The organism is Pseudomonas sp. ADPe, from assembly GCF_014843515.1.
Classification (GTDB): Bacteria; Pseudomonadota; Gammaproteobacteria; order Pseudomonadales; family Pseudomonadaceae; genus Pseudomonas; species Pseudomonas citronellolis.
Genome location: NZ_CP062122.1, coordinates 88,376 through 115,012, shown reverse-complemented (window position 1 = coordinate 115,012; position 26,637 = coordinate 88,376). Strand labels below are relative to the sequence as shown.

General features: G+C 69.7%; 20 protein-coding genes. 8 read left to right on the top strand and 12 right to left on the bottom strand.

Annotated features, from left to right (window positions below; genetic code table 11):
• Window positions 1-57 precede the first annotated feature (57 nt).
• From IG194_RS00450 to IG194_RS00435, 4 genes are all read left to right on the top strand, one after another.
• Window positions 58-1,665: an AMP-binding protein gene (locus IG194_RS00450; RefSeq protein ID WP_058490105.1), complete on the top strand. Its 1,608-nt coding sequence runs from the start codon at window positions 58-60 to the stop codon at window positions 1,663-1,665.
• Between the two features lie 61 nt (window positions 1,666-1,726).
• Window positions 1,727-2,839 carry a flavin reductase gene (locus IG194_RS00445; RefSeq protein ID WP_009623023.1) on the top strand — a complete coding sequence of 371 codons (1,113 nt, stop codon included), beginning with the start codon at window positions 1,727-1,729 and terminating at the stop codon, window positions 2,837-2,839.
• Window positions 2,840-2,885: 46 nt separating this feature from the next.
• Window positions 2,886-4,226, top strand: a complete 1,341-nt coding sequence (locus IG194_RS00440; protein WP_058490104.1) for a spinster family MFS transporter — start codon at window positions 2,886-2,888, stop codon at window positions 4,224-4,226.
• Between the two features lie 115 nt (window positions 4,227-4,341).
• Entirely contained in the window at window positions 4,342-5,019 is a 678-nt protein-coding gene (locus tag IG194_RS00435; protein ID WP_024128686.1) for a TetR/AcrR family transcriptional regulator, read from the top strand.
• Window positions 5,020-5,070: 51 nt separating this feature from the next.
• On the opposite strand, the gene IG194_RS00430 is transcribed toward IG194_RS00435, so the two are convergent.
• The 7 genes from IG194_RS00430 to IG194_RS00400 form a co-directional block, all read right to left on the bottom strand.
• Window positions 5,071-5,937 (bottom strand): fumarylacetoacetate hydrolase family protein, encoded by an 867-nt coding sequence (locus tag IG194_RS00430; RefSeq protein WP_058490103.1) that lies wholly within the window; start codon window positions 5,935-5,937, stop codon window positions 5,071-5,073.
• 64 nt (window positions 5,938-6,001) lie between these two features.
• Entirely contained in the window at window positions 6,002-6,931 is a 930-nt protein-coding gene (locus IG194_RS00425) for a VOC family protein (RefSeq protein WP_058490102.1), read from the bottom strand.
• Window positions 6,932-6,971: 40 nt separating this feature from the next.
• Window positions 6,972-7,487 (bottom strand): flavin reductase family protein, encoded by a 516-nt coding sequence (locus IG194_RS00420; RefSeq protein WP_058490101.1) that lies wholly within the window; start codon window positions 7,485-7,487, stop codon window positions 6,972-6,974.
• Window positions 7,488-7,512: 25 nt separating this feature from the next.
• The gene (locus IG194_RS00415) at window positions 7,513-8,733 is read right to left on the bottom strand and encodes an acyl-CoA dehydrogenase family protein (protein ID WP_058490100.1); all 1,221 of its coding nucleotides are present in this window, start codon (window positions 8,731-8,733) and stop codon (window positions 7,513-7,515) included.
• Between the two features lie 647 nt (window positions 8,734-9,380).
• Window positions 9,381-10,739: a DUF1329 domain-containing protein gene (locus IG194_RS00410; protein ID WP_009623011.1), complete on the bottom strand. Its 1,359-nt coding sequence runs from the start codon at window positions 10,737-10,739 to the stop codon at window positions 9,381-9,383.
• A 14-nt stretch (window positions 10,740-10,753) separates the two neighbouring features.
• Window positions 10,754-12,640: a DUF1302 domain-containing protein gene (locus IG194_RS00405; protein WP_058490099.1), complete on the bottom strand. Its 1,887-nt coding sequence runs from the start codon at window positions 12,638-12,640 to the stop codon at window positions 10,754-10,756.
• A gap of 373 nt (window positions 12,641-13,013) precedes the next feature.
• Window positions 13,014-14,900, bottom strand: coding sequence for an acyl-CoA synthetase (locus tag IG194_RS00400; RefSeq protein ID WP_058490098.1), 1,887 nt, complete (start codon window positions 14,898-14,900; stop codon window positions 13,014-13,016).
• 219 nt (window positions 14,901-15,119) lie between these two features.
• Here IG194_RS00400 and IG194_RS00395 point away from each other — a divergent pair, with 219 nt between their 5' ends.
• Together IG194_RS00395 and IG194_RS00390 are read left to right on the top strand one after the other, a co-directional pair.
• Entirely contained in the window at window positions 15,120-15,782 is a 663-nt protein-coding gene (locus tag IG194_RS00395; RefSeq protein WP_058490097.1) for a TetR/AcrR family transcriptional regulator, read from the top strand.
• Between the two features lie 83 nt (window positions 15,783-15,865).
• The gene (locus IG194_RS00390; protein WP_009623002.1) at window positions 15,866-16,090 is read left to right on the top strand and encodes a hypothetical protein; all 225 of its coding nucleotides are present in this window, start codon (window positions 15,866-15,868) and stop codon (window positions 16,088-16,090) included.
• A 215-nt stretch (window positions 16,091-16,305) separates the two neighbouring features.
• Here the strand turns inward: IG194_RS00390 and IG194_RS00385 are convergent, their stop codons facing one another.
• The 3 genes from IG194_RS00385 to IG194_RS00375 form a co-directional block, all read right to left on the bottom strand.
• Window positions 16,306-17,508, bottom strand: coding sequence for an NAD(P)/FAD-dependent oxidoreductase (locus tag IG194_RS00385; RefSeq protein WP_058490096.1), 1,203 nt, complete (start codon window positions 17,506-17,508; stop codon window positions 16,306-16,308).
• A gap of 198 nt (window positions 17,509-17,706) precedes the next feature.
• Window positions 17,707-18,078: a response regulator transcription factor gene (locus IG194_RS00380; RefSeq protein WP_058490095.1), complete on the bottom strand. Its 372-nt coding sequence runs from the start codon at window positions 18,076-18,078 to the stop codon at window positions 17,707-17,709.
• 189 nt (window positions 18,079-18,267) lie between these two features.
• Entirely contained in the window at window positions 18,268-19,293 is a 1,026-nt protein-coding gene (locus IG194_RS00375; protein WP_058490094.1) for a GlxA family transcriptional regulator, read from the bottom strand.
• A 238-nt stretch (window positions 19,294-19,531) separates the two neighbouring features.
• On the opposite strand from IG194_RS00375, the gene IG194_RS00370 reads away from it, so the two are divergent.
• A complete protein-coding gene (locus IG194_RS00370) occupies window positions 19,532-20,206 on the top strand; it encodes a response regulator transcription factor (protein WP_058490093.1) in 675 nt (224 codons plus the stop codon).
• Between the two features lie 22 nt (window positions 20,207-20,228).
• Window positions 20,229-25,355 (top strand): trifunctional serine/threonine-protein kinase/ATP-binding protein/sensor histidine kinase, encoded by a 5,127-nt coding sequence (locus tag IG194_RS00365; RefSeq protein ID WP_058490092.1) that lies wholly within the window; start codon window positions 20,229-20,231, stop codon window positions 25,353-25,355.
• On the opposite strand, the gene IG194_RS00360 is transcribed toward IG194_RS00365, so the two are convergent.
• Entirely contained in the window at window positions 25,341-26,090 is a 750-nt protein-coding gene (locus IG194_RS00360; protein ID WP_058490091.1) for an SDR family NAD(P)-dependent oxidoreductase, read from the bottom strand. The genes IG194_RS00365 and IG194_RS00360 overlap by 15 nt on opposite strands.
• The gene (locus tag IG194_RS00355) at window positions 26,078-26,500 is read right to left on the bottom strand and encodes a MerR family transcriptional regulator (protein WP_058491015.1); all 423 of its coding nucleotides are present in this window, start codon (window positions 26,498-26,500) and stop codon (window positions 26,078-26,080) included. The genes IG194_RS00360 and IG194_RS00355 overlap by 13 nt, the downstream gene beginning before the upstream one ends.
• Window positions 26,501-26,637: the final 137 nt, after the last annotated feature.

The following is a 26,637-nucleotide window of genomic DNA, read 5'->3' as shown; positions in this document are numbered from 1 at the left end:
AGCCCACGAAACATGCGCCCGGTATGCCGGGCCACCATAACAACAAGAGGCGAATCCATGAACGTGCATGACTTAGAGGACCTTGGCGGCGGCACCCTGACCGGCCTGCTGGCCCGGCGCGCCCGGCAGGCGCCGGACAACCCGGCGCTGCTGTTCGAGGGCCGCGAGTACAGCTATGCCGAGCTGAACCGCGAGGCCGACCGGCTCGGCTCGGCGCTGATGGCGCAGGGCCTGGGCAAGGGCGACGTGCTGGGCGTGTTCCTCGGCAACCGTCCGGAATACCTGTTCACCACCCTCGGCTCGTCCCGCGCCGGGCTGGTCAACGTGTCGATCAACAACGCCTACAAGGGCGAGTTCCTGCACTACGCCCTGGAGCATTCCGGGGTGCAGATACTCATTACCGACTCGCGCCTGGCCCAGGCCGTGGCTCAGCTCGACGAACTGCCGCCGACGTTGCGCACCCTGGTCTACCTCGGCGACGAAGCGCCAGGCATCGACGCGCCGGGGCTGCGGGTGCTGTCCTGGGCCGAGCTGCTCGCCGGCGCCAGCGACGCGCCGCAGTTCCCCCGCGTGGAATACCACGACATCGGCGCCATCAGCTTCACCTCCGGCACCACCGGCAAGAGCAAGGGCGTGGTCGCGCCGCACCTGCAGGGCGTGATCATGGCGCGGGAGACCGCCCAGGCCTTCGGCCTCACCCCGCGCGACCGGCTGTACACCTGCATGCCGCTGTTCCACGGCATGGCCCAGGTGACCACCTGCGCCGCGGCCATCTACGCCGGCGCCTGCATCATCCTGTCGCCGCGCTTCAGCGTCAGCAACCTGTGGAACGAGGTGCGCGAGTCCCGCGCCACCCAGTTCAACGCCCTAGGCTCGATGCTGCACATGCTGCTGTCCACGCCGCCGTCGCCGCGCGACCGCGAGCACGACGTGCAACTGGTGTTCGCCGCGCCCGCGCCGGCCGAGGTGCTCTACCGCTTCGAGGCGCGTTTCGGCGTGCACGTGCTCGAAGGCTACGGCCAGACCGAGATCAAGAACGTCCTGTACAACCCGCGCCAGGGCCGCAAGGTCGGCTCGCTGGGCAAGCCGACCGCCTCGTCGATCCTGGAAATCCACGACGAGCAGGGCAACCGCCTGGCGCCCGGCCAGGTCGGTGAGATCGTCTACCGCCCGCGGCTGCCGCACATCATGCTCAGCCACTACCACCGCAACCCGACCGCGACCCTGGAGAAGATGGCCGGCCTGTGGTGGCACACCGGCGACCTGGGCTCGATGGACGAGGACGGCTTCTTCTACTTCCACGACCGCAAGTCCGACTCGCTGCGCCGGCGCGGCGAGAACATCTCCTCGATGGAGCTGGAGCGCGCCCTGGCGGCCTTCCCCGGGGTGGTGGACGCGGCGGCCATCGGCGTGCGCTCGGACCTGGGCGAGGACGAGGTGATGGTGGTGGTGGAGCACCACGCCCCGCAGGCGCTGGACTTCAGCGCGCTGTTCCAGCACTGCGTGCGGCAACTGCCGCGCTTCATGGTGCCGCGCTACTACCGCGTGGTGCAGGTGCTGCCGCGCACGCCCACCGGCAAGGTGCTCAAGGTCCCCCTGCGCGAAGCCGGGCTGACCGCCGACACCTGGGACCACGTCGCCGTCGGCCTCACGGTTCCGCGCTGAGCCGCGGCTTTCCTCTTCGATCTCGCGGCCGCCCGGCGCGGCCCCTTGCAGGTATGACGACATGACTCTCTCCGTCGCTCCCTTCGACCAGCGGCAACTGCGCGACGTCCTCGGCACCTTCGTCACCGGCGTCACCGTGGTCACCACCCGCGACGCCCGGGGCGTGGCCCACGGCGTCACCGCCAACTCCTTCAGCTCGGTGTCCCTCGACCCGCCGCTGGTGCTCTGGAGCCAGGCGCTGACCTCGCGCAGCTTCGAGGCCTTCCGCGACAGCCGGCATTTCGCGGTGAACATCCTGGCCCACGACCAGGTGGCGCTTTCCGGGCACTTCGCCAAGTCCCGCGAGGACAAGTTCAACGGCGTCGAGCACCATGACGGCCACGGCGGCGCGCCGGTGCTGGCCGGCGCGGCGGCGCACCTGGAATGCGAGCAGGTGGCCGCCTATCCCAGCGGCGACCACCTGATCTACATCGGCCGGGTGCTGCGCATCGGCCACGCCAACCGCCGGCCGCTGGCCTTCGCCGGCGGCCGCTACATGCTCGCGCATTCCTGGGACCTGGAGGCTTCCTACCTGCAGTTCGAACAGGCCCCGGCCTTGCCGCCGCAGGCCCTGCGCAACGTCGTCGCGGCGCTGCCGGAGCTGGCCGCGAGCCTGGGCGAGCACAGCCTGTGCCTGGCGGCCTGGGGCAACCGCGGGCCGGTGGCGCTGCACTGGGAGGCGTCGCGCCAGCCGGTCAGCGAGCACCTGGTCAGCGGCCTGGTCATGCCGGTCACCCGCTCGGCCACCGGCCAGGCCTTCGCCGCCTTCCTGCCGGAGGCCTGGACCACGCCCTTCATCGAGGAGGAACTGCGCCAGTTCGCCGAGCCTGGGCAGGACCTCGATGCACGCCGCGAGCAGTTCCGCGCGGCCCTCGACGAGGTGCGCCGGCGCGGCCTGGCCCGCGAGCTGGGGCCGGCGCCGGCGCGTTTGCACAAAACCGCGGTGAATACTTTCAGCGCACCCATTCGCGACACGAATGGTGACATGATCATGGCGTTGACCTTGGCAGGCAGCCCGGCACGCCTGGGTGCAGACTGGGAGGGCGAGGTTCCCCGGCGCCTGCTCGCGGCCGCCGCCGAACTGTCCCGGCAACTCGGCCACCCGGCGGCGGGCTCCGCGGCCTTGCCGCGCTGAAGCCCGGCGTGCCGGTGTCCATGACAACAAGAACAAGGGAAACACCATGCAGCAGCACAGCCAGCAGGCGGACAATGCCTGGCGCATCCTCTTCCTGCTTTTCCTCGCCAACCTGTTCAATTTCTTCGACCGCACCATCCCGGCGATCCTGGTCGAGCCGATCCGCCACGAGTGGAACCTCAGCGACTTCCAGCTGGGCCTGGCCGGCACCGTGTTCACCCTGGTCTACGCCATCGCCGGCCTGCCCCTGGGGCGCATGGCCGACCGCGGCTCGCGCAGCCGCATCATGGGCTGGGGCCTGGCCGCCTGGAGCGGGCTGACCGCGCTCAACGGGCTGGCCTGGAACTACACCAGCTTCCTGCTCATCCGCATGGGCATCGGTGTCGGCGAGGCCAGCTACGGGCCGGCCGCCAGCTCGCTGATCGGCGACCTGTTCCCGGCCCACAAGCGCGCCCGCGCCATGGGCATCTTCATGCTCGGCCTGCCGCTGGGGCTGATCCTGGCGTTCTTCACCACCGGCGCCATCGTCAAGGCCTTCGACAGCTGGCGCGCGCCTTTCTTCATCGCCGCGGTGCCGGGGCTGCTGCTGGCGTTCTTCACCCTGCGCATCCGCGAGCCGGCACGTGGCGCGGCCGACGGCGTGGTCGCCGACAGCACGCCGGTGGCGCGCCCCATGCGCCGGGTGCTGGCGATCCGTACCTTCTGGTGGCTGATCCTCGCCGGGCTGGCGTTCAACTTCGCCAGCTACGCCTGCAACTCGTTCATGGTGCCGCTGCTGCAGCGCTACTTCCTGCTGCCGCTGGAGCAGGCGGGTATCGCGACCGGGCTGATCGTCGGCCTGACCGGACTGATCGGCCTCACCGCCGGCGGCTGGGTCGCCGACTACCTGCACCAGCGCAGCCGCAGCGGGCGCCTGCTGTTCGCCGCCTTCAGCATGCTGGTGGCCGCGCTGGCCACCGGCGGCGCCTTGCTCGCCGGGCGCATCGATACCGGCCTGTTCATCGCCGTGTTCGGCGTCGGCTGGCTGTTCTCCTACGCCTTCTTCACCTGCGTCTACACGGCGATCCAGGACGTCATCGAGCCGCGCCTGCGGGCCACCGCGATGGCCCTGTACTTCATCTTCCTCTACCTGCTCGGCGGCGGCCTGGGGCCGATCGTGGTGGGCCTGCTCTCCGACCACTTCTCGCACCTGGCGATGCTCGCCGCCGGCACCGGGCAGATGCGCGAGGAGTTCCGCGCCCTGGGCCTGCACGACGCCATGCTGCTGATCCCGGTGTCGCTGCTGCTGTGCATGCTGGCGCTGCTGATGGGGGCGCGCACCTACGCCGCCGATGCCCACCGGCAGAGCGCCGCGCTAAGCGAGGCCACGCCCCAGGGCGCCAGCTGAGGCCCGGTCGGCCGAGCGCCGCGGCCGACCAGCGCTCGGCCGGGCCACTGCTGTAGAGTACGCCTTCGCAAAGCTCCGCCCCGCGGAGCGCAAGGGCGTGATCGAAGGACGGCGCATGTCGAGCAGAAAGCCACACAACCAGCCCGGGGCGCCCGCGCCCCAAGCGGATGCCGGCGCGGCCACGCGCAACGCCAAGGCGCGCTCGCGCACCCGCGCCAAGCTGATCCGCGCGGCGCGCGAGGTCATGGGCCGGCAGGGCATCGAGGCCACCGCCATCGGCGAGATCACCGAGCGCGCCGAGCTGTCGCTGGGCTCGTTCTACAACTACTTCAGCAGCAAGGAAGCGATCGCCCGCGCGGTGTTCATCGAGGACGCCCTGGCCCTGGCGGACCTGCTGGACGCCGAGGCCGCGAACAGCCGCGACATCGTCGAGCAGGTCGGCCACAACATCCGCAGGACGCTGCACCATGCGCTGCACGACCCGGTGTGGGGCTGGTTCTTCATCCACTCGGCGCACAGCATCAACGACCTCGGCGCCACCCTCGGCAGCCGGCTGCTGCGGGACCTGCGCAGCGGCGCGCAGCAGGGGTCGTTCGCCATTGCCGACGCGCAGGCCGCGGCCGACTGCATCATCGGCGGCTGCCTCTACCTGTTGCGGCAGATTCTCGAAGGCGAGCGGCAGGCCAGCGCCATCGAAGGCGCGGTGGAGTTCTTCCTGCTCGGCCTGGGCGTTGCCGGGGAAGCGGCCGGGCGGGTGGCGCACCGGCCGTTGGCGGCGGGTTCCAGCGCCTGAGGCTGGATGAGGGGAACCCCGCGCGGCTTGTGGCTGCGCGGGGTGGCGCGGTCAGCGCGGTTCGGCGATGACGCGGTTCTCGATGTGGCCGATGCCGTCGATCTCCACGCGCATCACGTCGCCGACGGCGAGGAAGCGCGGCGGGTCCATGGCCAGGCCGATGCCGGCCGGGGTGCCGGTGATCAGCAGGTCGCCGGGCTGCAGGGTCATCACCTGGCTGAGGTAGGCGATCTGCCTGGCGACGCTGTAGGTCATCTTCGAAGTCGAGGATTCCTGGCGCGTCTCGCCGTTGACCTGCAGGCGGATGTTCAGCGCCTGCGGGTCGGCGATCTCGTCGGCGGTGACGATCCACGGGCCGATCGGGCCGTGGGTGTCGAAGGACTTGCCGAGCGTCCAGGTCGGGCTCTTGGCCTGCCAGTCGCGGGCGCTGACGTCGTTGGCCACGAAGTAGCCGGCGACGTGTTCCAGGGCCTGTTCCTCATCGATGTAGCGCCCCGGCTTGCCGATCACCACGCCCAGCTCGGCCTCGTAGTCCATGCGCTCGCACACGGCGGGGTAGTGCACGTCGTCGAACGGGCCGGTGATGCAGGACACCTGCTTGCTGAACCATACCTGGGAGGTGGGGATGGGCACGCCGGCGCGGCGCGCTTCGGCTTCGTGGTCCTTGTAGTTCATGCCCAGGGCCATGAACTTGGACGGCCGCAGGATGGGCGCGCCCAGGCGCACCTCTTCCAGCGCCAGGCGGTTGCCGGCGTGGCCCTGCAGGGTGCGCGCGGCTTCCAGGGCCGCGGGCGAGGCGAGGATGTCGGCGACGTCGCGGGCGCCGGCGGGCAGCACTTCGGACAGGTCGATCAGGTACTGGCCCTCGACCTTGCCCAGGGAGGTGCGGCCGTTGTGGCTGTAGCGTGCGAGTTTCATGGGGTTTCCTCTTGTGCGTTGCCGCCCCGGGCGCTGGCCGGGGCGGGGCTGGGGTGGGGACGGCTCAGTTCAGGAAGTCCGGCGACAGCGGCGGCGCCCATTGCGCGAAGGCGTCCGGCGTGAGCGGCTCGTGGGTGGTGGGCGTGGCGTCGTTGACCAGGTCGCCGTCGGTCCAGTGCTCGATCTTGTTGCCGAAGGGGTCGCGCCAGTAGTCGAACACCTGGCTGCCCTGGATGTGCCGGCCGATGCCCCAGGCGTGCTGGCGCTCGCGGGCCGCCAGGTGCTGGTTGCCGCGCACCAGGTCGTCCCAGTCCAGCACCTCGAAGGCGCTGTGGTCGAAGTCGCGCTCCTGGCTGCCGATGTTGATCAGCGCCACGGTGTGGTGGTCGGTGTAGCGCTCGCCCAGGCCGCAATGCAGGAAGGCGGCGACCATGTTTTCCGGCGCCTGCGCGTAGTAGCTGTCGGAAATCCGCAGGCCCAGCACCTTCTGGTAGAAGTCCATCATGGCCGGGAAGTCGACGGTCTTGAGCACCACGTGGCCCAGGCGCATGACGTGCGAGGGGCCGGCCGGCACCCGCGCGGTCTGCCCCAGGCGCGAGCGCTGCTGGGCGTTGTTCAGGCGCAGCGCGGCGCGGGTGGGCGCGCTGGGGATCACCTCGCCGCCGTGCAGCAGGTCGACGCGGAAGCCGTCGGGGTCGGTGAGGGTGACGATGGAGCCGGCGCCCAGTTCGTCGTTGTCACGCACCTGGGTGCCGAACTCGGCGGCGATGCGCTGCAGGTCTGCCAGTTCCTGGGCGATGAAGCCGATGCCCAGGGCCTGTCGCGGGCCCAGCTGGGAGATGTGCAGCGGGTAGCCGCCGGTGTAGGAGCCCATGTACAGGGCGGTGTCGGTCCTGCGCTGTCGGCGCATGCCGAAGTCCTCGAGGAACGCGGCCTGGGCGTCCAGGTCCGGGACCTGGTAGCGGACGTAAGCGATGTCGCGCACGCTGATCATGTTTGTGCACTCTTGTTGTCGTTCGTGAAGGAAAGGCGGCTCAGCCGAAGTCGTGCCAGCAGTGGCTGGGGTCCAGGGCATGCAACTGCTTGTAGGCGCCGGAGAAGAACAGCAGCGGGCGGCCATCGGACTCCTCGATGGCCTCGACGTCGGCCGTGTAGATCAGGTGGTCGCCGCCGGGGTGCACGGCGTTGGCGCGCACCGCTAGCTGCACCAGCGCGCCCTGCAGCAGCGGGGTGCCGCGGTGCTCGCCGAAGGCGACCTGGCACGCCGCGTCCGGGCGGCCGCCGAAGTGCCGGCTCAGCGCCTCGTGCTCCTCGCGCAGAAAGGCGATGCCGAAGCCGTCGCCGGGCTTCACGCTGCCGGCGAAGCGCGACTCCTTGCGGATCGACACCAGCACCATCGGCGGGTCCACCGAGAGCGACATGAAGGCGTTGGCGGTCATGCCCGCCGGCTGCCCCTCGTGCTGGTAGGTGATGACGGTGACGCCGGTGGCGAACTTGCCCATCACCCGGCGAAAGCGCTTGGCATCGAGTGCCGCTGTCTGCATGTCCATGGGCTTCTCCTGGCTGGCCACGGGTTCAGATGAAGGGCGTGCCCGGTTCCATGCCGCAGAGGATGCGGCCGTAGGTCTCGAAGTTGGTGGCCGGGGTGACGATGCCGTGCAGCGAGGCGATGCGCGCGTCCTGCCAGAGGCGGTTGAAGGGGTTGCCCACCGCCGCCAGGGAGCCGCCGGAGGCGGTGGCCAGCATGTCCACGGCTTCCCACAGCAGCTTCTCGGCGAAGCCGACGTCGCGGCGCACCCGGGCGCGGTCGAGGAACTCCATGTAGCGGCCGTCGCGGGCGCAGGCGTCCAGCGCATCGGCGTGCTTCTCCAGGATGGCGCGCGCGCCCTCCAGCTTGGCCGAGGCCTCGCCGAGCATCAGGTGGGTGACCGGCGCCTCGGCCTGCTTGGTGTACCAGCTGTACTGGATGCCGCGGCGCGGCAGGCCTTCGAGGAAGGTTTCCAGGGCGGCGACGCCCAGGCCCAGGGCCGGGAAGGCGAGGATGATCGCCAGCATCGGCATGCAGGCGACGCTGTACAGCGGCTCGTCCGCCAGGTGCGTCGACTCGTAGTCGCCGGTGATGGCCTTGCTCACCGAGGTGACCCGCGAATCCGGCACGAAGACGTCGGTCACCGAGACGCTGGAGCTGCCGCTGCCGGAAATGCCGATCACGTTCCAGTCGTCGAGGATCTTCACCTGCGAGGTGGGGACCAGCGACACGCCCTGGTCGATCACGTTGCCGGCGGCGTCGACGATGGGGATGCCCAGCAGGTCCCAGTTGGCGTGGTAGATGCCGGAGTTGAAGCCCCACAGGCCTTCCTCGATCAGGTAGCCGCCCTCGACCTTCTTCACCACCGCCTTGCGCGGCGAGAGCACGCCGACCACGCGGGCCTTGGGCCCGTCGCCGAACAGCTCCTCGGCGGCGCGCTCGCCGAAGAAGGTCGCGGCGCTCCAGGTGCTGACGTTGGTCAGGGCGGTGACCCAGGCCACCGAGGCATCGGCCTTGCCCAGCTCGGCGACGACTTCCAGGAAGGTGCGCACCGACACCGAGGGGCCGCCGTACTTGCGCGGCGTGGTCATGCTCAGCAGGCCGCCGGCCTCGAGGTCGGCGATGGTTTCGGCGGGCAGCCGGCCGAGGGCGGCGGTTTCCCTGGCGCGGGCTTTGAGGGTGGGGATCAGCGAGGCGGCGTAGGCACGCAGGTCGTCGGCGCTGCGCTCGGTTCTGGCGGGTGTTGCGGCATAGGCGATGGTGCTCATGGAAATACCTTTGTCTTGTCGATTGTTATCAAGGCTCTTCTGCGCCTCCCCCGGCTGAGCTGGGAGGGGAGGTGGTTTGATACTAGCATCAAATTTGAAGGATATTCAAAAAATAAAATCGACGAGATGAAGGTGAGGGTTGGAGGGCGTGTGGTGGGTGGCTGGTGTGGCTTTTCGTAGGAGCTTGCTCGCGAACGGGGCTCGCCGGTGGCTTCGGTGTTTTGGATTAACTCCGCTCCCTCTCCCTAACCCTCGGCTGCGCGCCCCGCCCTGAAGGGAGGGGGGACCGTTCGGAGTGGACTGGCTTTCCCGAGTTAGCCGGCAAGCGCGGTGGTTTCCGGCTGGAACCATTCCTTCTCTCGGCACGGACTAGCCCCCTCTCCCTTCAGGGAGAGGGCTGGGGAGAGGGTGTTCTTGGTCCTGGCGCCGAAGCCCCCGGAAGCCTCGTTCGCGAGCTTGCTCGCTCCTACGAAAAGCAACCTCTGCCGCGGTGCACGAAGTCCTCGATGCCTTCCCGGGGATGTCTGCGCGCCGCTGCGGCGCCCGTGCCGGCGGCGGAAAAAAAGCAGCCACCTGGGTGGCTGCAAGGCGTTGCGTCAGGAGTTGCAGGGGCAGGCCGGGGCCCGCCCATGCCCGGGGCGGCGTGCTCAGCGCACGCCGGCATTCCTCAGCGCGGTCGGGGTGAAGTCGGCGGCCACCGCCTTCACGCCGAACTCGATGGCGTTGCGTTCCTGGTTGCGCATGCCCGAGGCGATGTAGCGGCCGTTCTGCAGGTCGTACAGGGTTTCCACCGCCAGCCACGGCACCTTCACGTCGTAGAAGGGTTCCATGTGGCCCTCGGCGACGCGCCACAGGTTGCCGCGGCCGTCGTAGTGGTCGGCCAGGGCGATCTGCCAGGAATCCTCGTCGACGAAGTACACGCGCTTGGCGTAGATGTGCCGGGCGCCGGGCTTGAGGTTGGCCTCCACCACCCATACGCGGTGCAGCTCGTAGCGGGTCAGGTCGGGGTTGAGGTGGCCGGCCTTGATCACGTCGGTGTACTGCTTGCCGGGCGCGTCCAGGGCGAAGGCGTTGTAGGGGATGTACATCTCGCGCTTGCCCAGCAGCTTCCAGGTGTAGCGGTCCTGGGCGCCGTTGTACAAGTCGAAGTTGTCGCCCACGCGCTGGCCCTCGGAGGCCGGGTAGGGGCCGTCGTAGGCTACCTGCGGGGCGCGTCGCACGCGACGCTGGCCGGCGTTGTAGATCCACGCCTGGCGCGGCTCGGCGACCTGGTCGATGGTCTCGTGCACCAGCAGCACGTCACCGGCCAGGCGCGCCGGCGCGGTTACCGCTTCCTTGTAGTAGAACAGCACGTTGCCGGGGTTGCCCGGGTCGAACTCCTTGAGCCGATCGCGGTAGGTGAACTGCAACTGGAAGAACACCGGAGTGAAGCCGCCGTCCTTGTCCGGGGTGGCCTGCACGCTCAGGCGCTTGACGCTGCCGCCGCGGTAGCGGGTGGTGTGGTTCCACATCACTTCCTGGGCGTTCTGCGGGATGGGGAAGGGGTAGGCGGTGAGGAAGTCGGCCAGGCCGTTGCCGTCCTTGACCATCTTCGCGTGCAGGGCGTTGGCCTTGGCGTCGTTGTAGATGGCATCGGGCAGCGAGACGCTGCGGTGGCTCGGGTACACCGGCATGCGGTAGCTGTCCGGGTAGCGCTTGAACATCGCCAGTTGGCCGGGGCTGAGCTTGTCCTTGTACTTGTCGACGTTTTTCGCGTCGATGACGAACAGCGGCTTCTCCGCCGCGTAGGGGTTGCTCAGGAAGCCCGCGCCGTCCTTGCTGCCGGCGTTGCTGGGCAGCCCGCCGGTCCATTCGGGAATGCTGCCGTCGGCGTTGCCGGCGCGCTCGGCGCCCAGCGGGGTGAGGCGCTTGCCCAGCTCCGCGGCCTGTTCCGGGGAGACGGCGGCGAGGGCGCTGCCGGCCAGCAGCGAGAGGCCGAGGGTGGTGCCTTTGATCAGGTGGTTCATGAGGGGACTCCGGCTCAGAAGGACATGCCGACGCTGAAGGCGACGAAGTCGCGATCGACGTTGGTGTTGTAGCGGCCATCGAAGAAATCGGTGACCGACAGGCTGGCGCTGTAGGTGTTGCGGTAGTCGGCGTCGATGCCGAGGCTGACGGCCTTGCTGCCTTCGTTGAAGCCCGGCTCCGGCGCGTAGCCTTCGACGTCGTGGGACCAGGCGATGTTGGGCTTGAGCGTCACCGAGGGGATCAGGTTGCTGTACTCCCAGATGGCGCGCATGCGGTAGCCCCAGGAGAAGTCGGTGGTGAAGCCGTGGTCGTTGCAGTTGCGCGCGGTCGCCGGGCTGTTGGAGGCCTGGCACAGGCTGTTGTCGGGGTACAGCGCGCCCTGGCCGAACACCGGGTCGCGGCCATAGCGCAGGCCGCCCTTGCCTTCGAGGTTGCCGACGTGGACCGCGCCGACCTCGCCGATCAGCGTCACCCGGTCGGCGCCCATCACCTGGTCGAAGAACTGCACGGCGGTGACTTGCGCCTGGGTCACTGGCTTGCGCTGGTAACCCTGGATCAGTGCATCGTCGGCCACCGGATAGGCGCCCGAGGACAGCAGCGGGGAGAGGGCGGGAATGCCGCTGGAGGCGGACACCTGGTCCACCGCGTTGAGCTGCAGCGGCATGTTCGGCCGGTAGCTGATCTCGCCGGACAGCGCCGTGCCGGTGGGCAGGGTGGTGGCGAAGCTCAGGCCGTAGAGGCGGATGTCCTCGGGGTAGGTGACCTGGTACCTGGAGGTGCCCAGGCGGTAGGCCACCGCCAGGTCGTTCAGCGCAGGTCCCAGGGCGTTGGCGCAGGCGCCGGGGTCGCCGATGCCGAGGTTGCCGCACAGCTGCGGGACGAAGTTGAGGTTGTCGGCGTTGGGGCTGGAGTAGGAGTTAACGTAGGGCTGGCGGCTGTGGTAGTTGATGAAGTAGGCGCCGAACTCGGTGTCCAGGCTCGGCACCATCCAGCGCAGCGCCACGCCGAACTGGCCGCTGTCGCGCGCGTCGTCGTCGCCCAGGCGCGGCACCACGATGCCCTGGCGGCTGAGGTTGATGCCGAAGGGCGTCAGCGCCGCCATGGCCGCCGGGTTTCCGGTCAGGTTCGGGCCCACCGGCACGCCGTTGCAGCCGTCGGGGACGAAGTCGTTCTGCGAGAAGAAGGTGCCGCAGTTGTCGATCACCGTCTGCTGCCAGCCGAGCTGGTAGAAGCCCTCGGCGGAGAGGTTGTCGGTGATGGCCTGGGACAGGTAGAACATGTTCACCGGGATCAGGCCTTCCTTGATCTCGGCGCCGGGGCGGCGGAACGCCGAGACGTCCACCGGGTTGATGCTGTTGATGCCGCCCTGGATGAAGGTGCTCTCGCCCCAGCTGACCACCTGCCGGCCCAGGCGCACGGTGCCGGGCAGGTCGGCGATCATGTAGTTGTGGTAGAGGAAGGCGTCGAGCAGTTGCCCGCCGGAGGACTTGGCGCCTTCCTCGCGGCCGTGGTCGTCGATGTCCTGGACGAGGCGGTGCTCGTCCTTGAGCTCGAAGTCGTACCAGTACTTGCCGCGGACGAACACGCCGCTGTCGCCGTATTTCAGTTCCAGTTCGTGCAGGCCCTTGAAGATCTTCGAGAAGGTCTCGCCCTTCTTGAAGTTCAGGCGACCGTCGTCGGTGCCGGTGGCGAGGCCCTTGCCGCCGTTGTTCTCGCCGACCAGCTTGGAATCGGCGTCACGCAGGGCCCAGCTGGCGCCCAGGCTGAAGGTGCTGTCGAACTGGCCTTCGATCTCGCCGGCATTGAAGGTCACGCCGTAGGCCGGCACGGCCAGGCTGCCGGCCAGGCCGAGCGCCAGGGGCACGCAGGCGCGGTGCCGGAACATGGGTTTGTGGTTCATGACTCATACCTTTTTGTTGTTGTGTGGCATGCAGTGCACTTTTTCGGGGCAGACAGGTCCCCTGCGAGGAACGCGGCGTTCTTCGCGGCGGCGACGTGAAAGGTTCCCTTGCTCGAGAAAATCCGGAAGCGGCAGGCACTGGGCTCATCCAGGGCAATGGCTGTACCAGGCGCGCTGCGCGGCGCCATGCATAGCCTCTGCCGGAGAGGGCTTCCTATTGATTCTTATTGTGTTTTTCCGTGGTCTGGGCCCTCGCTCGGTCGGTTGCGGTCAAACTTCGCTGGTGCCTTGCTTGCGACTTACAGCAAATCCGCGGCTTTTCCCGCCGGGGCGGTTGGCGAAAATCGTCAGTGCGCAAGCAAGGCGCGGTCGTTCATGGCAGGCATTCGACCTGGAAGGCGTAGCGCCCCAGCGCCGCGGCCAGGTCGTGGCGGTCCGGGCCCTGGAGCCGGGCGAGGGTGCCGCGGCGGCCGTCCTGGACGACTTCCACTTCAACCGCGTAGCCGGCCTGGGCGGCCTCCTGGCGCACCACGCGCTCGATCTCGCGGCGTTGCAGGGCGGGCTTGAACAGCTTGCCCACCGGCGTCACCGGCAGGCTGGCGAGAATCTCGATGCGCTTGGGCACCGCGGCGCGTTCGCTGACGTGGCGGGCGGCGAAGGCCAGCAGTTCCTCGCTGTCGGCCCGAGCGCCCTGCACCAGCTGCACGTAGGCCACCGGCACCTCGCCGGCATAGGCGTCCGGGCTGCCCACCGCGGCCGCCAGGGCCACCGCCGGGTGCCCCTGCAGGGCCTCCTCGATCTGCTTGGGATCGATGTTGTGGCCGCCGCGGATGATCAGTTCCTTCTTGCGCCCGGTGAGCCAGAAGTAGCCCTCGGCATCCAGGCGCCCGAGGTCGCCGCTGTTCAGCCAGCGCTGGCCGTCGATGTCCAGCCACACGCCACGGTTGTGCGCCTCGTCCAGGTAGCCGGCGAACAGGTTGGGCCCGCGCAGGACGATGGCGCCCACTTCATCCACCTCGGCGTCGCGCAGGTAGCGGCCGTCGTCGTCGAGGACCACCGCGCGCATCGGCTGGTAGGGCAGGCGCAGGCCGATGGAGCCGATGCGCCGCTCGCCGTCGGGCAGGTTGCAGGACGATACGCAGGTGCCCTCGGTCAGCCCGTAGCCTTCGAGGATGCGCACGCCGCTGACGCGCTCGAACTCGCGGAACAGCTCCACCGGCATGGGCGCGGCGCCGCACAGCGCGTAGTCCAGGCTGGAGATGTCGGCATCGCCCACCGGCTGCTGCAGCAGCGTGGCGTAGACGGTGGGCACGCCGGAGAAGAAGGTGATCCGGTAGTGCTCGACGATCCGCCAGAAGCGCGCGAGCAACCCGGCGCTGCGGTAGCCCTGGGGCGTGCCGAGGATGACGTGGCCGCCCTGCAGCCAGGGGCGCAGCCCGGTCACCAGCTGGGCATTCACGTGGAACAGCGGCAGGCCGCAGAAGTAGCGCTCGTTGGCTGGGTCGCCGGCCAGCACGGCGCCCAGCGCCCAGGCGTCGAAGACCTCGGCGCCGTGGGTGCGCACGGCGATCTTCGGCAGGCCGGTGGTGCCGCCGGTGCAGAAGTACGAGGACGGGTCCGTGGCCTGGATGACGCGGCCGCTGGCCAGGCGGTCGGCCGGCTGTTCCGCCAGCAGGCCATGCAGGTCGTGGACGTTGCGGCCCTGGTGTTGCCGCTCGACATGCTCGCGCAAGGCCTGGGCGCGCTCGGCGTCCAGGTAGGGCGCGGTGCTCACCCAGACCACTTCGCGCAGCGCCGGCAGCTGGTCCAGGTACGGGGCGAGGCGCTCCCAGGTGTCCTGCCCCGGCGTCGGTTCCAGGGTCACCAGCACCTTGGCGTTGGCCGCGCGCAGCAGGTCGGCCATCTGCGCGCCATCCAGCAGCGGGTTGATCGGCATGACGATGCCCGCCGCCTCGCCGCCCCAGGTGCAGAAATGGGTTTCCGGCAGGTTCGGCAGCACCAGCGCCACCACGTCGTCCGGGCCGACGCCCAGCGCGTGCAGGGCGTTGGCCGTGCGGGTGATGCGGGCGAACAGTTCGGCATGGCTCCAGTGCCAGGCCTGCTGGTAATGTTCGGCATCGAAGAAGAAGCTCAGCGCCGGGGCCTCCGGGCTGCGTTGCGCGCTGCGCTGCAGGGCCGCGTAGGTGTTCTGCGGCAGGTCGTGGGCGGCGAGCGGGGTGCGTTCGAGGTGTTCGATGTCGGCCAGGTTGCGCAGGATCATGCGGCGTACCCTCCGGCGGCGACGTGGCTGCCGGCAGATGCCGGCAGGCGGGAGCGAAGGGCACTGGGGCTGCACGCAAAGGCAATGCGTTGTTGGATGGGCATCGGGGCCGGCTCCATTGTTATTGTTTGGAAGCGTTAATTGAAGGTATTTCAGAAATGAAAGATTTTCAATACCTGGCCCGTCCGCTATTCTTCGTGGCGAGCAAACGGAGCATCTATGGCCATAGGCAAACGAGACAGGACACGCAGCAAACTGCTGATCGCGGCCCAGGAACTGGCCCTCGAAGGCGGGGCGAGCGCCCTGACGGTCTACAACCTGACCGAGCGGGCCGAAATGGCGCCCGGCACCTTCTACAACTACTACCGGACCCGCGAGGACGTGCTGGACGACGTCTTCGAATTGCTGGTCATGGCCGCCCGCCAGGCCGTCGTCGAAGTCACCGAGGGGATGACGGACCTGCGCGCCATAGTCGCCACCTCCGTGCGCCAGACCTTGCGCATGGCCGCGCCGGGGCACGCCGTCGGCCATCTGCTGTTCGACGCCAACCTACCCACCCAGCACTTCATCCTGGGCGTGCGGCAGTTCTTCCGGCGCGACCTGGAGAACGGCATGGACAACGGCGCCTTTCACGTCAGCAACGAGTCCGCGGTGATCGCGATGGTTTCCGGCAGTTCCTACGGCGTGATGCAGGAGATCTACCAGGGCCGGCTGCCCATGGAGATGATCGAGGATGTCGCCGAGCTGACCCTCGGCCTGCTGGGCGTGGAAGCCTCCGTTGCCGCGGCCCAGGCCCGCCTGCCCATCGATTTCAGGGCGCCGCCGAAGCTGCCGCTGATCGCCACCGAACTGCTCCCGCCGCTGGGCGCCGCGGCGCGCTAGCGGCGGCGGGGCTGCTTCCGTCGTATTGCCCGCAGGTCCGTGGGCATCGAGAATGCAGCCTTCCGAGCCAGAGGTGAGCGGCCATGATCCTGCGCGGTATGGCACAAATGCATATCGACGACCTGCCTCCCGGGTTCCAGTCGCTGGTCCGCGGGCTGGCGGATGGGGAGCCGTTGGGATTCGTCTGGGTGGTGTTCTACCAGGGGCGTATTTTCGGGGCCTATCCCTGTGCGGACCAGGCGTTGCGCAAGGTGACCGAGATCGAGCATTGCATCAGCGAGGACGAGGTGCCGAGCGCGCAGGGGTGAGGGCTGGTTTTCGACATTCGCCTGATCGTGGATGAATCCGCTCCTACGTCTCCAGGGAAGCACGGCTTTTCGTAGGATGGCGTTGAGCGAAGCGATACCCATCGCCACGGCAGCATGGGTATCGCAAGCTCAACCCATCCTACAATTCCAGGCCACGCCGGACGCCCCGGCGGCGCATAACCGCGAACGGTTATGCGCCCTACGCGTTCAGGGCTTCAGGCCACCGGGATAAGCGGATCGGCCGCCGCCAGGGCGATGCTGCGGTCGGCCGCCGGCGGGTAGATCCACAGGGTGTTGATCTGCGTCTTCAGCTCCTTGGCCTGCTCGCCCAGCAGCTTGACCTGGCGGTCCCAACCCTCGGTGTACACCGCGCCCCAGGCGCCCAGGTCCAGGCAGGTCACGTACTTGGGCTGGCGGTAGGGGGTGGGCGGCACGCCCAGCAGGTCGGCGGCGGCGTTGTTGCCGGCGTGGCGGCCCAGGGAGATGGCGTGCTGGCAGGACATCACCGCGTGGTTGCCGAGGTCGTCGGTGGCGGCGTAGGCCACGTCGCCGGCGGCGAATACCTTGGCCTGGCCGCGCACCTTGAGGTTGCCGTCCACGTGCAGGCGGCCCAGGGCGTCGCGTTCGCCGTTCAGTTGCCCGGTCAGCGGGCTGGCGCGCAGGCCGCCGGTCCAGATGACCGTGTGGCTGTCGATGCGGCGGCCGTCGGCCAGGCTCACGCCGTCGGCGTCCACCGCCGCGACGCTGGCGTCGGGCAGCCATTCGATGCCCAGTTTTGTGGAGGCCTCGATGATCGACGGGCGGATGCCTTCGCCCAGGGCGGCGGCCACCTGCGCGCCGCGGTCGACGACTATCACCCGGATGTTCTGCTCCGTGCCCAGCGCTTCGCGCAGGCGCGCCGGCATTTCGGTGGCGGTCTCGATGCCGGTGAAGCCGCCGCCGACCACCACCACGGTGTTGCGCGCCGGGCTGGCGGGGCGGTTGCGCAGGGCCTTGAGGTGCGCTTCCAGGCGCGCCGCGGATTCGATCTGGTCGACGTCGAAGGCGTGGCTGTCCAGGCCCGGCACCGGCGGCCGGGCGAGCTGGCTGCCGGTGGCCAGCACCAGGCGGTCGTAGCCCAGCTCGCCCTGGCGGCCGGCGGCGTCGCGGTAGCCGACGCTCTGCGCCTGCTCGTCGATGCGCTCGGCGCTGCCCTGGACGAAGCGGATGCCCACGGTGTCGAACAGCGCGTCCAGCGGGGCGAACATGCGGCCCACGTCGGGTTCGTAGAAGCGCGGGCGGATGCGCAGCTCCGCCTGGGGCGCGAGGAGGCTGATCTGCACGTCGTGACGCTCGTGTCGGTCCAGCAGGCGTGCCGCGCTCAAGGCGCTCCAGAGCCCACCGAAGCCTGCGCCCACCACCAGAATCTGCTGTTTCATGATTTGCTCCCGAATATACGTAGTGATGAATGACCTTGAAGTTTCGGCTCCAAGCCCGGCGTGACTGTCGAGTCGTCCGCTGTGGAATTCATGCTATTCGGGGAAGTTGCGCCGCACACTTCTACATGGGGTTCGCGGAATAGTGCGTTGGTCTGGCGGATATATACCCAGGTATCGGAGGAACTTGCCGGGGAAGTTTCAGCGCGGCTGGCGCAGGGCGGTTTCGATGCACGCGAGCAGGCGCTCGGCGTCGAACGGCTTGGGCAGGCAGGCGAGCGGGGCGGGAACCGCCTCGGGGTAGGCGGTGATGAAGATGACGGGGATGCTCAAGCCCATGGCGATGAGCCTTGCGTGCAGCTGCAGGCCGCTCATGCCGGGCATCTGCACGTCGGACACCAGGCACTGCGCCTCGCCGGGCTCTCCGGCGGCGAGGAAGTCCAGGGCGCTGGAATGACTGCGCACGCGATAGCCGCTGGCGCGCAGCAGGCTCTCCAGCGCCGCGCGCACGGAGTCATCGTCGTCGACCACGGCAATCACGGCCGTCTGGCGACTCGGGGGTTCTTGGGTCATCTGGAATTGCTCGTGGCGGTATCTGTCGAGACTTCAAGATACGCCAGCGAACAAGGCGAAGAAGTATACCTGGGTATAGTCCGGCGAGACCTGGGTATGGGTTCTTGCAAACTTCCGTCGAGGCACTTTCCGCAACTTGGCAACTTCCTTGATCGATGAAGGGCAAGTTCATGGATACGAAGGTAGTACTCAGGCCTCACGGGTAAAGCGGCTGCGATAGTCGCGCGGGGCGATCGACAGGTGGCGCTGGAAGGTGACGCGCATCCGCTCCTCGTTGCCGAAGCCGCATTGCCGGGCGATCTGCTCGATGCTCTGCGTCGAGTGCTCCAGCAGGCGCCGGGCGGCCTCCAGGCGGAACAGCTCGATGGCCCGGGCCGGGGTGCGGCCGGTGCGCTGCTTGTAGACCCGCGAGAAATTGCGCGGGCTCATCCGCACGCGCTCGGCCAGTTGCTCCACCGTGAGGCTGCGCTCGCCCAGGTGCTCGGCCAGCCACAGGTGCAGTTCGTCGAACAGCGGGCTGTCGGCGGCCTGGGACTGCAGCAGGGTGCTGTACTGCGCCTGGCCGCCGGGGCGCTTGAGGTACACCACCAGCTCGCGCGCCACGGCCATGGCCACCTCGCGGCCGCAGTCGGTTTCCACCAGCGCCAGGGCCAGGTCGATGCCGGCGCTCACGCCCGCCGAGGTCCAGGTCTCGCCCTGCTGGATGAAGATCGCGTCGGCGTCCACTTCCACTGCCGGGAAGCGCTGGCGCAGGGCGTCGCACAGGGCCCAGTGGGTGGCGGCGCGGCGGCCGTCGAGCAGGCCGGCGCGGGCCAGCAGGAAGGCGCCGCTGCACACCGAGGCGACGCGCCGGATGCGCGGCGCGGCGGCGCTGATCCAGGCTGCCAGCTCGGCGTGGCTGTCCAGCGTGTGGCAGATGTCCGGGGCGCCGGGCACCACCAGGGTGTCGGCCGCCACGGCGTGCGGCGGCGGCAGGCGCGTGCTGTCCACCGCCAGGCCTTCCACGGTGCGCACCAGGCCGCCGGCCAGGCTCGCGGTGTGCAGGCGGTAGCCGGGCAGGCCGCGTTCGGCCAGCGCCTTGGAGGCGGCCCAGAACACCGTCTGGGCGCCGCTGAGGTCGAGCAGGCCCATGTCCGGGTAGGCCACGAACAGCACCTCGCGCGGGCCGTTGCGGGGTAATGCATTCTGGGGGTTGTCGCTTGGGGGGACGCTCATTGCCAATGCTGCCATGCCGATTCCAACCAGCAGCGAGATACCGCCTGCGGCGGCGCTTGGCAAGCCCGGCGCCGGCGCTGGCCGATAACCTGGGATTTCTGTCCTGGCGAGCGGGCGCGGCGGCGCGCTAACTTCGTCCGGATGCCGGGCGTCCCGCCGCGTTGTCGGAGGCGCCGTGGTGGACTAGTTTTTTCAGTCGTATGCCAGGCGCGGCGTCGGTCGCAGGAGAGCAAGCCGGATGAATTCGTGGTCGCAATCGGGGGCGCAGCCGGGCAGCGCCAAGCCCAGGGAGCCGGTGGTCTACGTGGTCGACGACGACGAGTCGATGCGCCTGGCGCTGTCGGGGCTGCTGCGCTCCATCGGCCTGCGCGTGGAGACCTTCGAGTCCCCCGCGGATTTCCTCGCCTTCCCCCGCGACGACGCCCCCAGCTGCCTGGTGCTCGACGTGCGCCTGCGCGGCGAGAGCGGCCTGGCCTTCCAGGAACAGGTGGAGAAGCACGGCCTGCGCATGCCCATCGTGTTCATGACCGGCCACGGCGACATCGCCATGACCGTCAAGGCCATGAAGGCCGGGGCGGTCGACTTCCTCGCCAAGCCGTTCCGCGACCAGGACATGCTCGACGCCGTGGCCAACGCCCTGGCCAAGGACGCCGAGCGCCTCGCCGCCGAGCGCTCCAGCGCCGGGCTGCGCGAGGCCTACGCCGCGCTCACCCCTCGCGAGCGGGAGGTGATGAGCTATGTGGTGGCCGGCCTGATGAACAAGCAGATCGCCGCCGAGCTGAACCTCAGCGAGGTGACGGTGAAGGTCCACCGCGGGCAGCTGATGCGCAAGCTGGCGGCGCGCTCGGTGGCGGACCTGGTGCGCAAGTCCGAGGCCCTGGGCATCGCGCCGCAGACGCGCCGGGCCCCCTGAGCGGGCGCGGCGTGGAGCGGTGATGAGCGTCAGGCAGCAGGTCCTCTGGGATGACGGCGAGCGGGTGTTCAGCCGTGGCCGGCATCCGCGCCAGGAGGGGCTCGGTGTGTTGCTCGCGCGCCCGGCCGGCGAGCCGCCGCAGCCCGCCAGCGTCGAGCGCCTGGCCCACGAGTTCGGCCTGAAGGACGAGCTGGACGGCGCCTGGGCGGTGCGCCCGCTGGAGCTGCTGCGCGAGGGCGGGCGCAGCCTGCTGGTGCTGGAAGACCCCGGCGGCGAGCCGCTGTCCGCGCAACTGGGCGCGCCCATGGAGACCGGCCGCTTCCTGCAGCTGGCCGTGGGCATCAGCGCGGCCCTGGGCCACCTGCACCAGCGCGGGCTGGTGCACAAGGACCTGAAGCCGCCGCACATCCTGGTCGACTGCGCCGACGGCCGCGTGCGCCTCACAGGTTTCGGCCTGGCCTCCTGGCTGCCGCGCGAACGCCAGGCGCCGGAGCCGCCGGAAACCATCGCCGGCACCCTGGCCTACATGGCGCCCGAGCAGACCGGGCGGATGAACCGTTCGATCGACTCACGCAGCGACCTCTACGCCCTGGGCATCACCCTCTACCAGATGCTCACCGGCGACCTGCCGTTCGCCGCCAGCGAGGCCATGGAGTGGGTGCACTGCCACATCGCGCGCCAGGCGGTGCCGCCCACGGCGCGGGTGGCGAGCATCCCCGCGCCGCTGTCGCAACTGGTCATGAAGCTGCTGGCCAAGACCGCCGAGGAGCGCTACCAGAGCGCCGCCGGGCTGGAGCACGACCTGCGCCGCTGCCTGGCGAGCTGGCAGCGCCACGGGCGCATCGACGACTTCCCGCTGGACGGGCACAGCGTGCCGGAGCGCCTGCTGATCCCCGAGAAGCTCTACGGCCGCGAACGCGAGGTCGGCACCCTGGTGGCCGCCTTCGAACGCATAGTCGCGGGCGATGCGCCGGGGCTGGTGCTGGTGTCCGGCTACTCCGGCATCGGCAAGTCCTCGGTGGTCAACGAGCTGCACAAGCTGCTGGTGCCGCCGCGCGGGCTGTTCGCCTCCGGCAAGTTCGACCAGTACAAGCGCAACATCCCGTACTCCACCCTGGTGCAGGCCTTCCAGGGCCTGGTGCGCATGCTCCTGGGCAAGAACGACCGCGAGCTGGCGCGCTGGCGCCAGGCCCTGGAGCAGGCGCTGGGCGCCAATGCGCGGGTGATGACCGAGCTGATCCCGGAGCTGAAGCTGATCATCGGCGAGCCGCCGCCGCTGCCGGCGCTGGAACCGCAGCAGGCGCAGCGCCGCTTCCTGCTGGTGCTCAAGCGCTTCATCGGCGTGTTCGCCCGGCCGGAACACCCGCTGGCGCTGTTCCTCGACGACCTGCAATGGCTGGATGCGGCCACCCTCGACCTGCTGGAAGACCTGCTGACCAGCGACGACCTGCGCCACCTGATGCTGCTCGGCGCCTACCGCAGCAACGAGGTGGACGAGGCCCACCCCCTGCGCACCACGCTGCGCAAGGTCGGCAAGGCGCAGGTGCGCATCGACGAGATCCGCCTGGCGCCGCTGGGCCGCGGCCACGTCGAGCAGCTGATCGCCGAGGCCCTGCACGGCGCGCCGGCGCACGTCCGCCCGCTGGCGCAGCTGGTGCACGACAAGACCGCCGGCAACCCGTTCTTCGTCATCCAGTTCCTCCAGGCCCTGGCCGAGGAGGGCCTGCTGGCCTTCGAGGCGCAGGCGCGGCAGTGGCGCTGGGACCTCGGGCGCATCCAGGCGATGGGCTACACCGACAACGTCGTCGACCTGATGCTCGACAAGCTGGCGCGGCTGCCGGCGCAGACCCAGGAGGTGCTGCAGCAACTGGCCTGCCTGGGCAACCGCGCCGAGGCCGCGACCCTGGGCAGCGTGCTGGCGCTATCGCGCAGCCAGTTGCAGCGGGTCCTGTGGGACGCCATCCGCCAGGAACTGGTGGAGCGCGGGGAGGGTGCCTACGCCTTCGCCCACGACCGCATCCACGAGGCGGCCTACCTGTTGATTCCCCAGGCCGAGCGCGCCGCGGCGCACCTGCGGATCGGCCGCCTGCTGGCCGAGCAGACGCCACCGCAGGCGCGCGAAGAGGCGATCTTCGAGATCGTCGGCCAGCTCAACCGCGGCGCCGCGCTGATCGGCGAGCCGGCCGAGCGCGAGCGCCTGGCCGGGTTCAACCTGCTCGCCGGGCAGCGGGCCAAGGCCTCGACCGCCTATGCCTCGGCGCTGGCCTATTTCGCCCGCGGCGTGGAGCTGCTGGACGAGGCGAGCTGGCAGGGCCGCCACGAACTGCTGTTCACCCTGGAGTCCGGCCGCGCCGAATGCGAGTTCGCCACCGGCCAGGTGGTCCAGGCTGAGCAGCGCCTGCGGATGCTCTCCGGGTGCGCTGCGACGACCGTGCAGCGCGCCTGGGTGGCCTGCCTGCAGGTGGACGTCTACCTGATCCTCGACCGCCGCGACGACGCGGTGGCGGTCTGCCTGGACTTCCTCCGCCACGTGGGCATCGACTGGCCGGCCCACCCGGACGACGCCACGGTGCAGGCCGAGTACGAGCGCATCCGCGCGCAGCTCGGCGCGCGGCCCATCGAGTCGCTCATCGACCTGCCGCCGATGCGCGAGCCGCTCGCCCTGGCCACCATCGAGGCGCTGACCACGCTGTTCTCGCCGGCCCTGCACACCGACGGCAACCTGGCCTGCCTGACCATCTGCAAGGCCATCAACCTGAGCCTGGAACACGGCAACGGCGACGCCTCCTGCGTGGCCTATGCCAACATCCCGCGGGTCGCCGGGCGGCGCTTCGGCGACTACCAGGCCGGTTTCCAGTTCGGCCGGCTCGGTTGCGAACTCGTCGAACGCCGCCGCCTGGAGCGCTACGAGGCGCGCACTTACCTGTCGTTCTCGCTGTTCGCCCAGCGCTGGGTGCAGCCGGTGCGCGCCTGCGAGGAGCAGCTGCGCCGCGTGTTCGACAGCGCCAACCGCACCGGCGACCTGCCATTCGGCGCCTTCGCCTGCAACAGCCTGGTGTCCAACCTGCTGTTCAGCGGCGAGCCGCTGCCCGAACTGCAGGCCGAGGCGGAGCGCGGCCTGGCCTACGCCGGCAAGGTCGGCTTCGGCCTGGTGATCGACTTCCTCGACAACCAGCTCGCGCTGATCCGCACCCTGCGCGGCCTGACGCCGCGCTTCGGCCATCTCGACCAGGGCGATTTCCGCGAGGCGGATACCGAGGCGCGCCTGGCCGATGCGTCGCGGGTGTACAGCTGCTGGTACTGGATCCGCAAGTTGCAGGCGCGCTACTTCGCCGGCGAGTACGTGGCGGCGCTGGAGGCTTCCGCCCAGGCGCAGCCGTTGCTGTGGACTTCCCATGCGTTCATCGAGGAGGGCGAATACTGCTTCTTCGACGCGCTTGCCCGTGCCGCGCTGTGCGATGCCGCTGCGCCGGACGATAGCCACCTGGACGCGATAGCCGCGCACCGGGACGAGTTGCGGGTATGGGCCGACCTCTGCCCGGCGAACTTCAGTTGCCACGTCCTGCTGCTGGAAGCCGAACTCGCCCGCCTGCAGGGCCGCGTAGCCGACGCCGAGCTGCGCTACGAGCAAGCCATCCGCGCCGCCCAGGACGACGGCTTCTTCCAGGTGGAGGCGCTGGCCAACGAACTGGCGGCCGCCTGCTACGCCGCGCGCGGGCTCGACAGGGTGGCCCGCGTCTACCTGCAGGGCGCGCATGCCTGCTACCTGCGCTGGGGCGCCGAGGGCAAGCTGCGGCAGCTGGAGGCGCGGCATCCCTTCCTCGGCGAACAGGCGCCGGCGCCGGGCCCCACAGCCACCATGGCCGCCCCGGTGGAGCAGCTGGACCTGGCCACCGTGCTCAAGGTGCTGCAGACCACCTCCGGCGAAATCGTGCTGGAGCGGCTGGTGGACAGCGTCATGCGCACCGCCCTCGAACAGGCCGGCGCCGAGCGCGGCGTGCTGGTGCTCCAGGGCACCGAGGGGCCGCGCATCGTGGCGCAGGTGACGGTCGACGACGACGCGCCGCGCCTGCAACTGCGCGACGAGCCGCTGAGCGAGGCGCTGCTGCCGGAGGCGCTGCTCTACCAGGTGCTGCGCACCGGCGAGAGCCTGGCGCTGGACGACGCCCTGGCCGAGGCGGCGTTCGCCACCTCGCCCTACGTGCGCAACCGCCAGGCGCGCTCCATCCTCTGCCTGCCGCTGATGAACCAGGGCCAGCTCAGCGGCGCCCTGTACCTGGAGAACAACCTGACCGCCCGCGCCTTTAGCCCGGCGCGCACCGCCGTGCTCAAGCTGGTGGCCTCGCAGGCTGCCGCCTCGCTGGAGAACGCCCGGCTGTACCGCGACCTCGCCGAGCGCGAGCGGCGCTACCGCGAGGTGCAGGGCGAACTGGCCCACGCCAACCGCGTGGCGACCATGGGCCAGCTCACCGCGTCCATCGCCCACGAGGTCAACCAGCCGATCGCCGCCACCATCACCAACGCCTACGCGGCGCAGCGCTGGCTGGGCGCGCAGCCGCCGGACCTGGGCGAGGTGGGGCAGGGGCTCGAACGCATCGTCAAGGACGCCAACCGCGCCGCGGACGTGCTCAAGCGCATCCGCGGGCTGCTGCGCAAGGCGCCGTCGCAGAAGAGCGCGGTGGACATCAACGAGGCGATCCTGGAAATGGTCGAGTTCACCCGCGGCCAGGCCGCCAAGGGTGGCGCCACGGTGCGCACGCAACTGGCCGACGGCCTGCCGCCGGTGGAGGGCGACCGGGTGGAGCTGCAGCAGGTGCTGCTCAACCTGATCATCAACGCCATCGAGGCCATGGGCGAGGTCGACGACGGCGTGCGCCGGCTGGACATCGAGACGGCGCCGGACGGCGCAGGCGGCGTGCGGGTGAGCGTCAGCGACACCGGGCCGGGCTTCGCCGCGCAGGATGCCGGGCAGGTCTTCGCGCCTTTCTACACCACCAAGCCCAGCGGCCTGGGCATGGGCCTGTCGATCTGCCGTTCGATCATCGAGGCCCATGGCGGGCAGTTGCAGGCCCTGGCCAACCCGCCGCGCGGCGCGCTGGTCCGCTTCGACCTGCGGGGCTGCCCGGGGCAGGCCCTAGAGCTGCGATAGGCCGCCGTCCACGCACAGGTCGACGCCGGTGACGAAACTGCTGTCGTCCGAGGCGAGGAACAGCGCGGCGTTCGCCAGCTCCTCGGGGCGGCCGAGCCGGCCCAGGGGAATCTGGCCGGCCACCTGCCTTTCGAAGGCGGCGAACTGCTCGTCGCCGATGCCCATCTTGCCGATGATCGGCGTCAGCACCGGGCCCGGGCTCAGGCAATTGACGCGGATGTTGCGCTGCCTGAGTTCCCCCGCCCAACTGCGCGCGAAGGAGCGGACGGCGGCCTTGGTGGCGGCGTACACCACATGGGCGTCGAGGGCCTTGAGGTGGGCGATGGACGACACCAGCACGATGGAGCCGCCGTCGCGCAGCAGCGGCAGGGCCTTCTGGATGCTGTAGAAGACGCCTTTGACGTTGATGTCGAACTGCTCGTCGAATTGCGCCTCGTCCACCTGTTCGCCCGCGGCGGGGCGGATGATGCCGGCATTGGCGACCAGCACGTCGAGCTGCCCGTACAGCTGGCCGATGCGCTGGTACAGCGCGTCGATATCGGCCAGCCGGCTGGCGTCGGCGCAGATGCCCAGGGCGTTGCCGCCAATCTGTCCGACGGCCTCGTCCAGCACCTGGCGGCGTCGCCCGGTGATCACCACCGTCGCGCCCTCCCGGGCGAACCGCTGCGCGGTGGCCAGGCCGATGCCGCTGTTGCCGCCCGTCACGAGCGCGATCTTGTCATTCAGCTTTCCCATCGTTCCTCCAACGTCGTTGCCGAGTGAGTTTGCGTGGGGGATTGCCATGCAGGATCGGCCGGCAGCGGCAGGTAGCGCCCGATCTTCTCCGCCAGCTTCGCGCGGCGATCGGCGAGCCGGGCCTGGAGCGCGTCCAGCGCCTGGAGCTTCTCCAGGTGCCGCTGCAGGCAGGCGAGGAAGCCTTCGCTGTCTTCCTCCTCCTCCAGGTAGTGCAACAGGCCGTGGATCTGCCGGGTGCTGAAGCCGCACTCGATCAGTTCGCGTATCCAGCGCACGCGCTGCACCATGGCCGGGGCGTAGTCGCGATAACCGTTTTCCAGCCGCGACGACGCGATCAGCGCCCGGGCTTCGTAATGACGAAGCGCGCGGGTGCTCGCGCCGGTACGCAGTGCCAGTTCGCCAATCTGCATGTTCACCTCCACCGGCGGAACTCTAGGGGCTTGACGCTAGTGTCAAGGTCAAGCGCCCGGGCTTGCCCTGTGCGTGACCTCGGGTGGCGATTATAGGAACGCGGCCCGGCGGCCAGAAATGCACATGGGTATAGGCC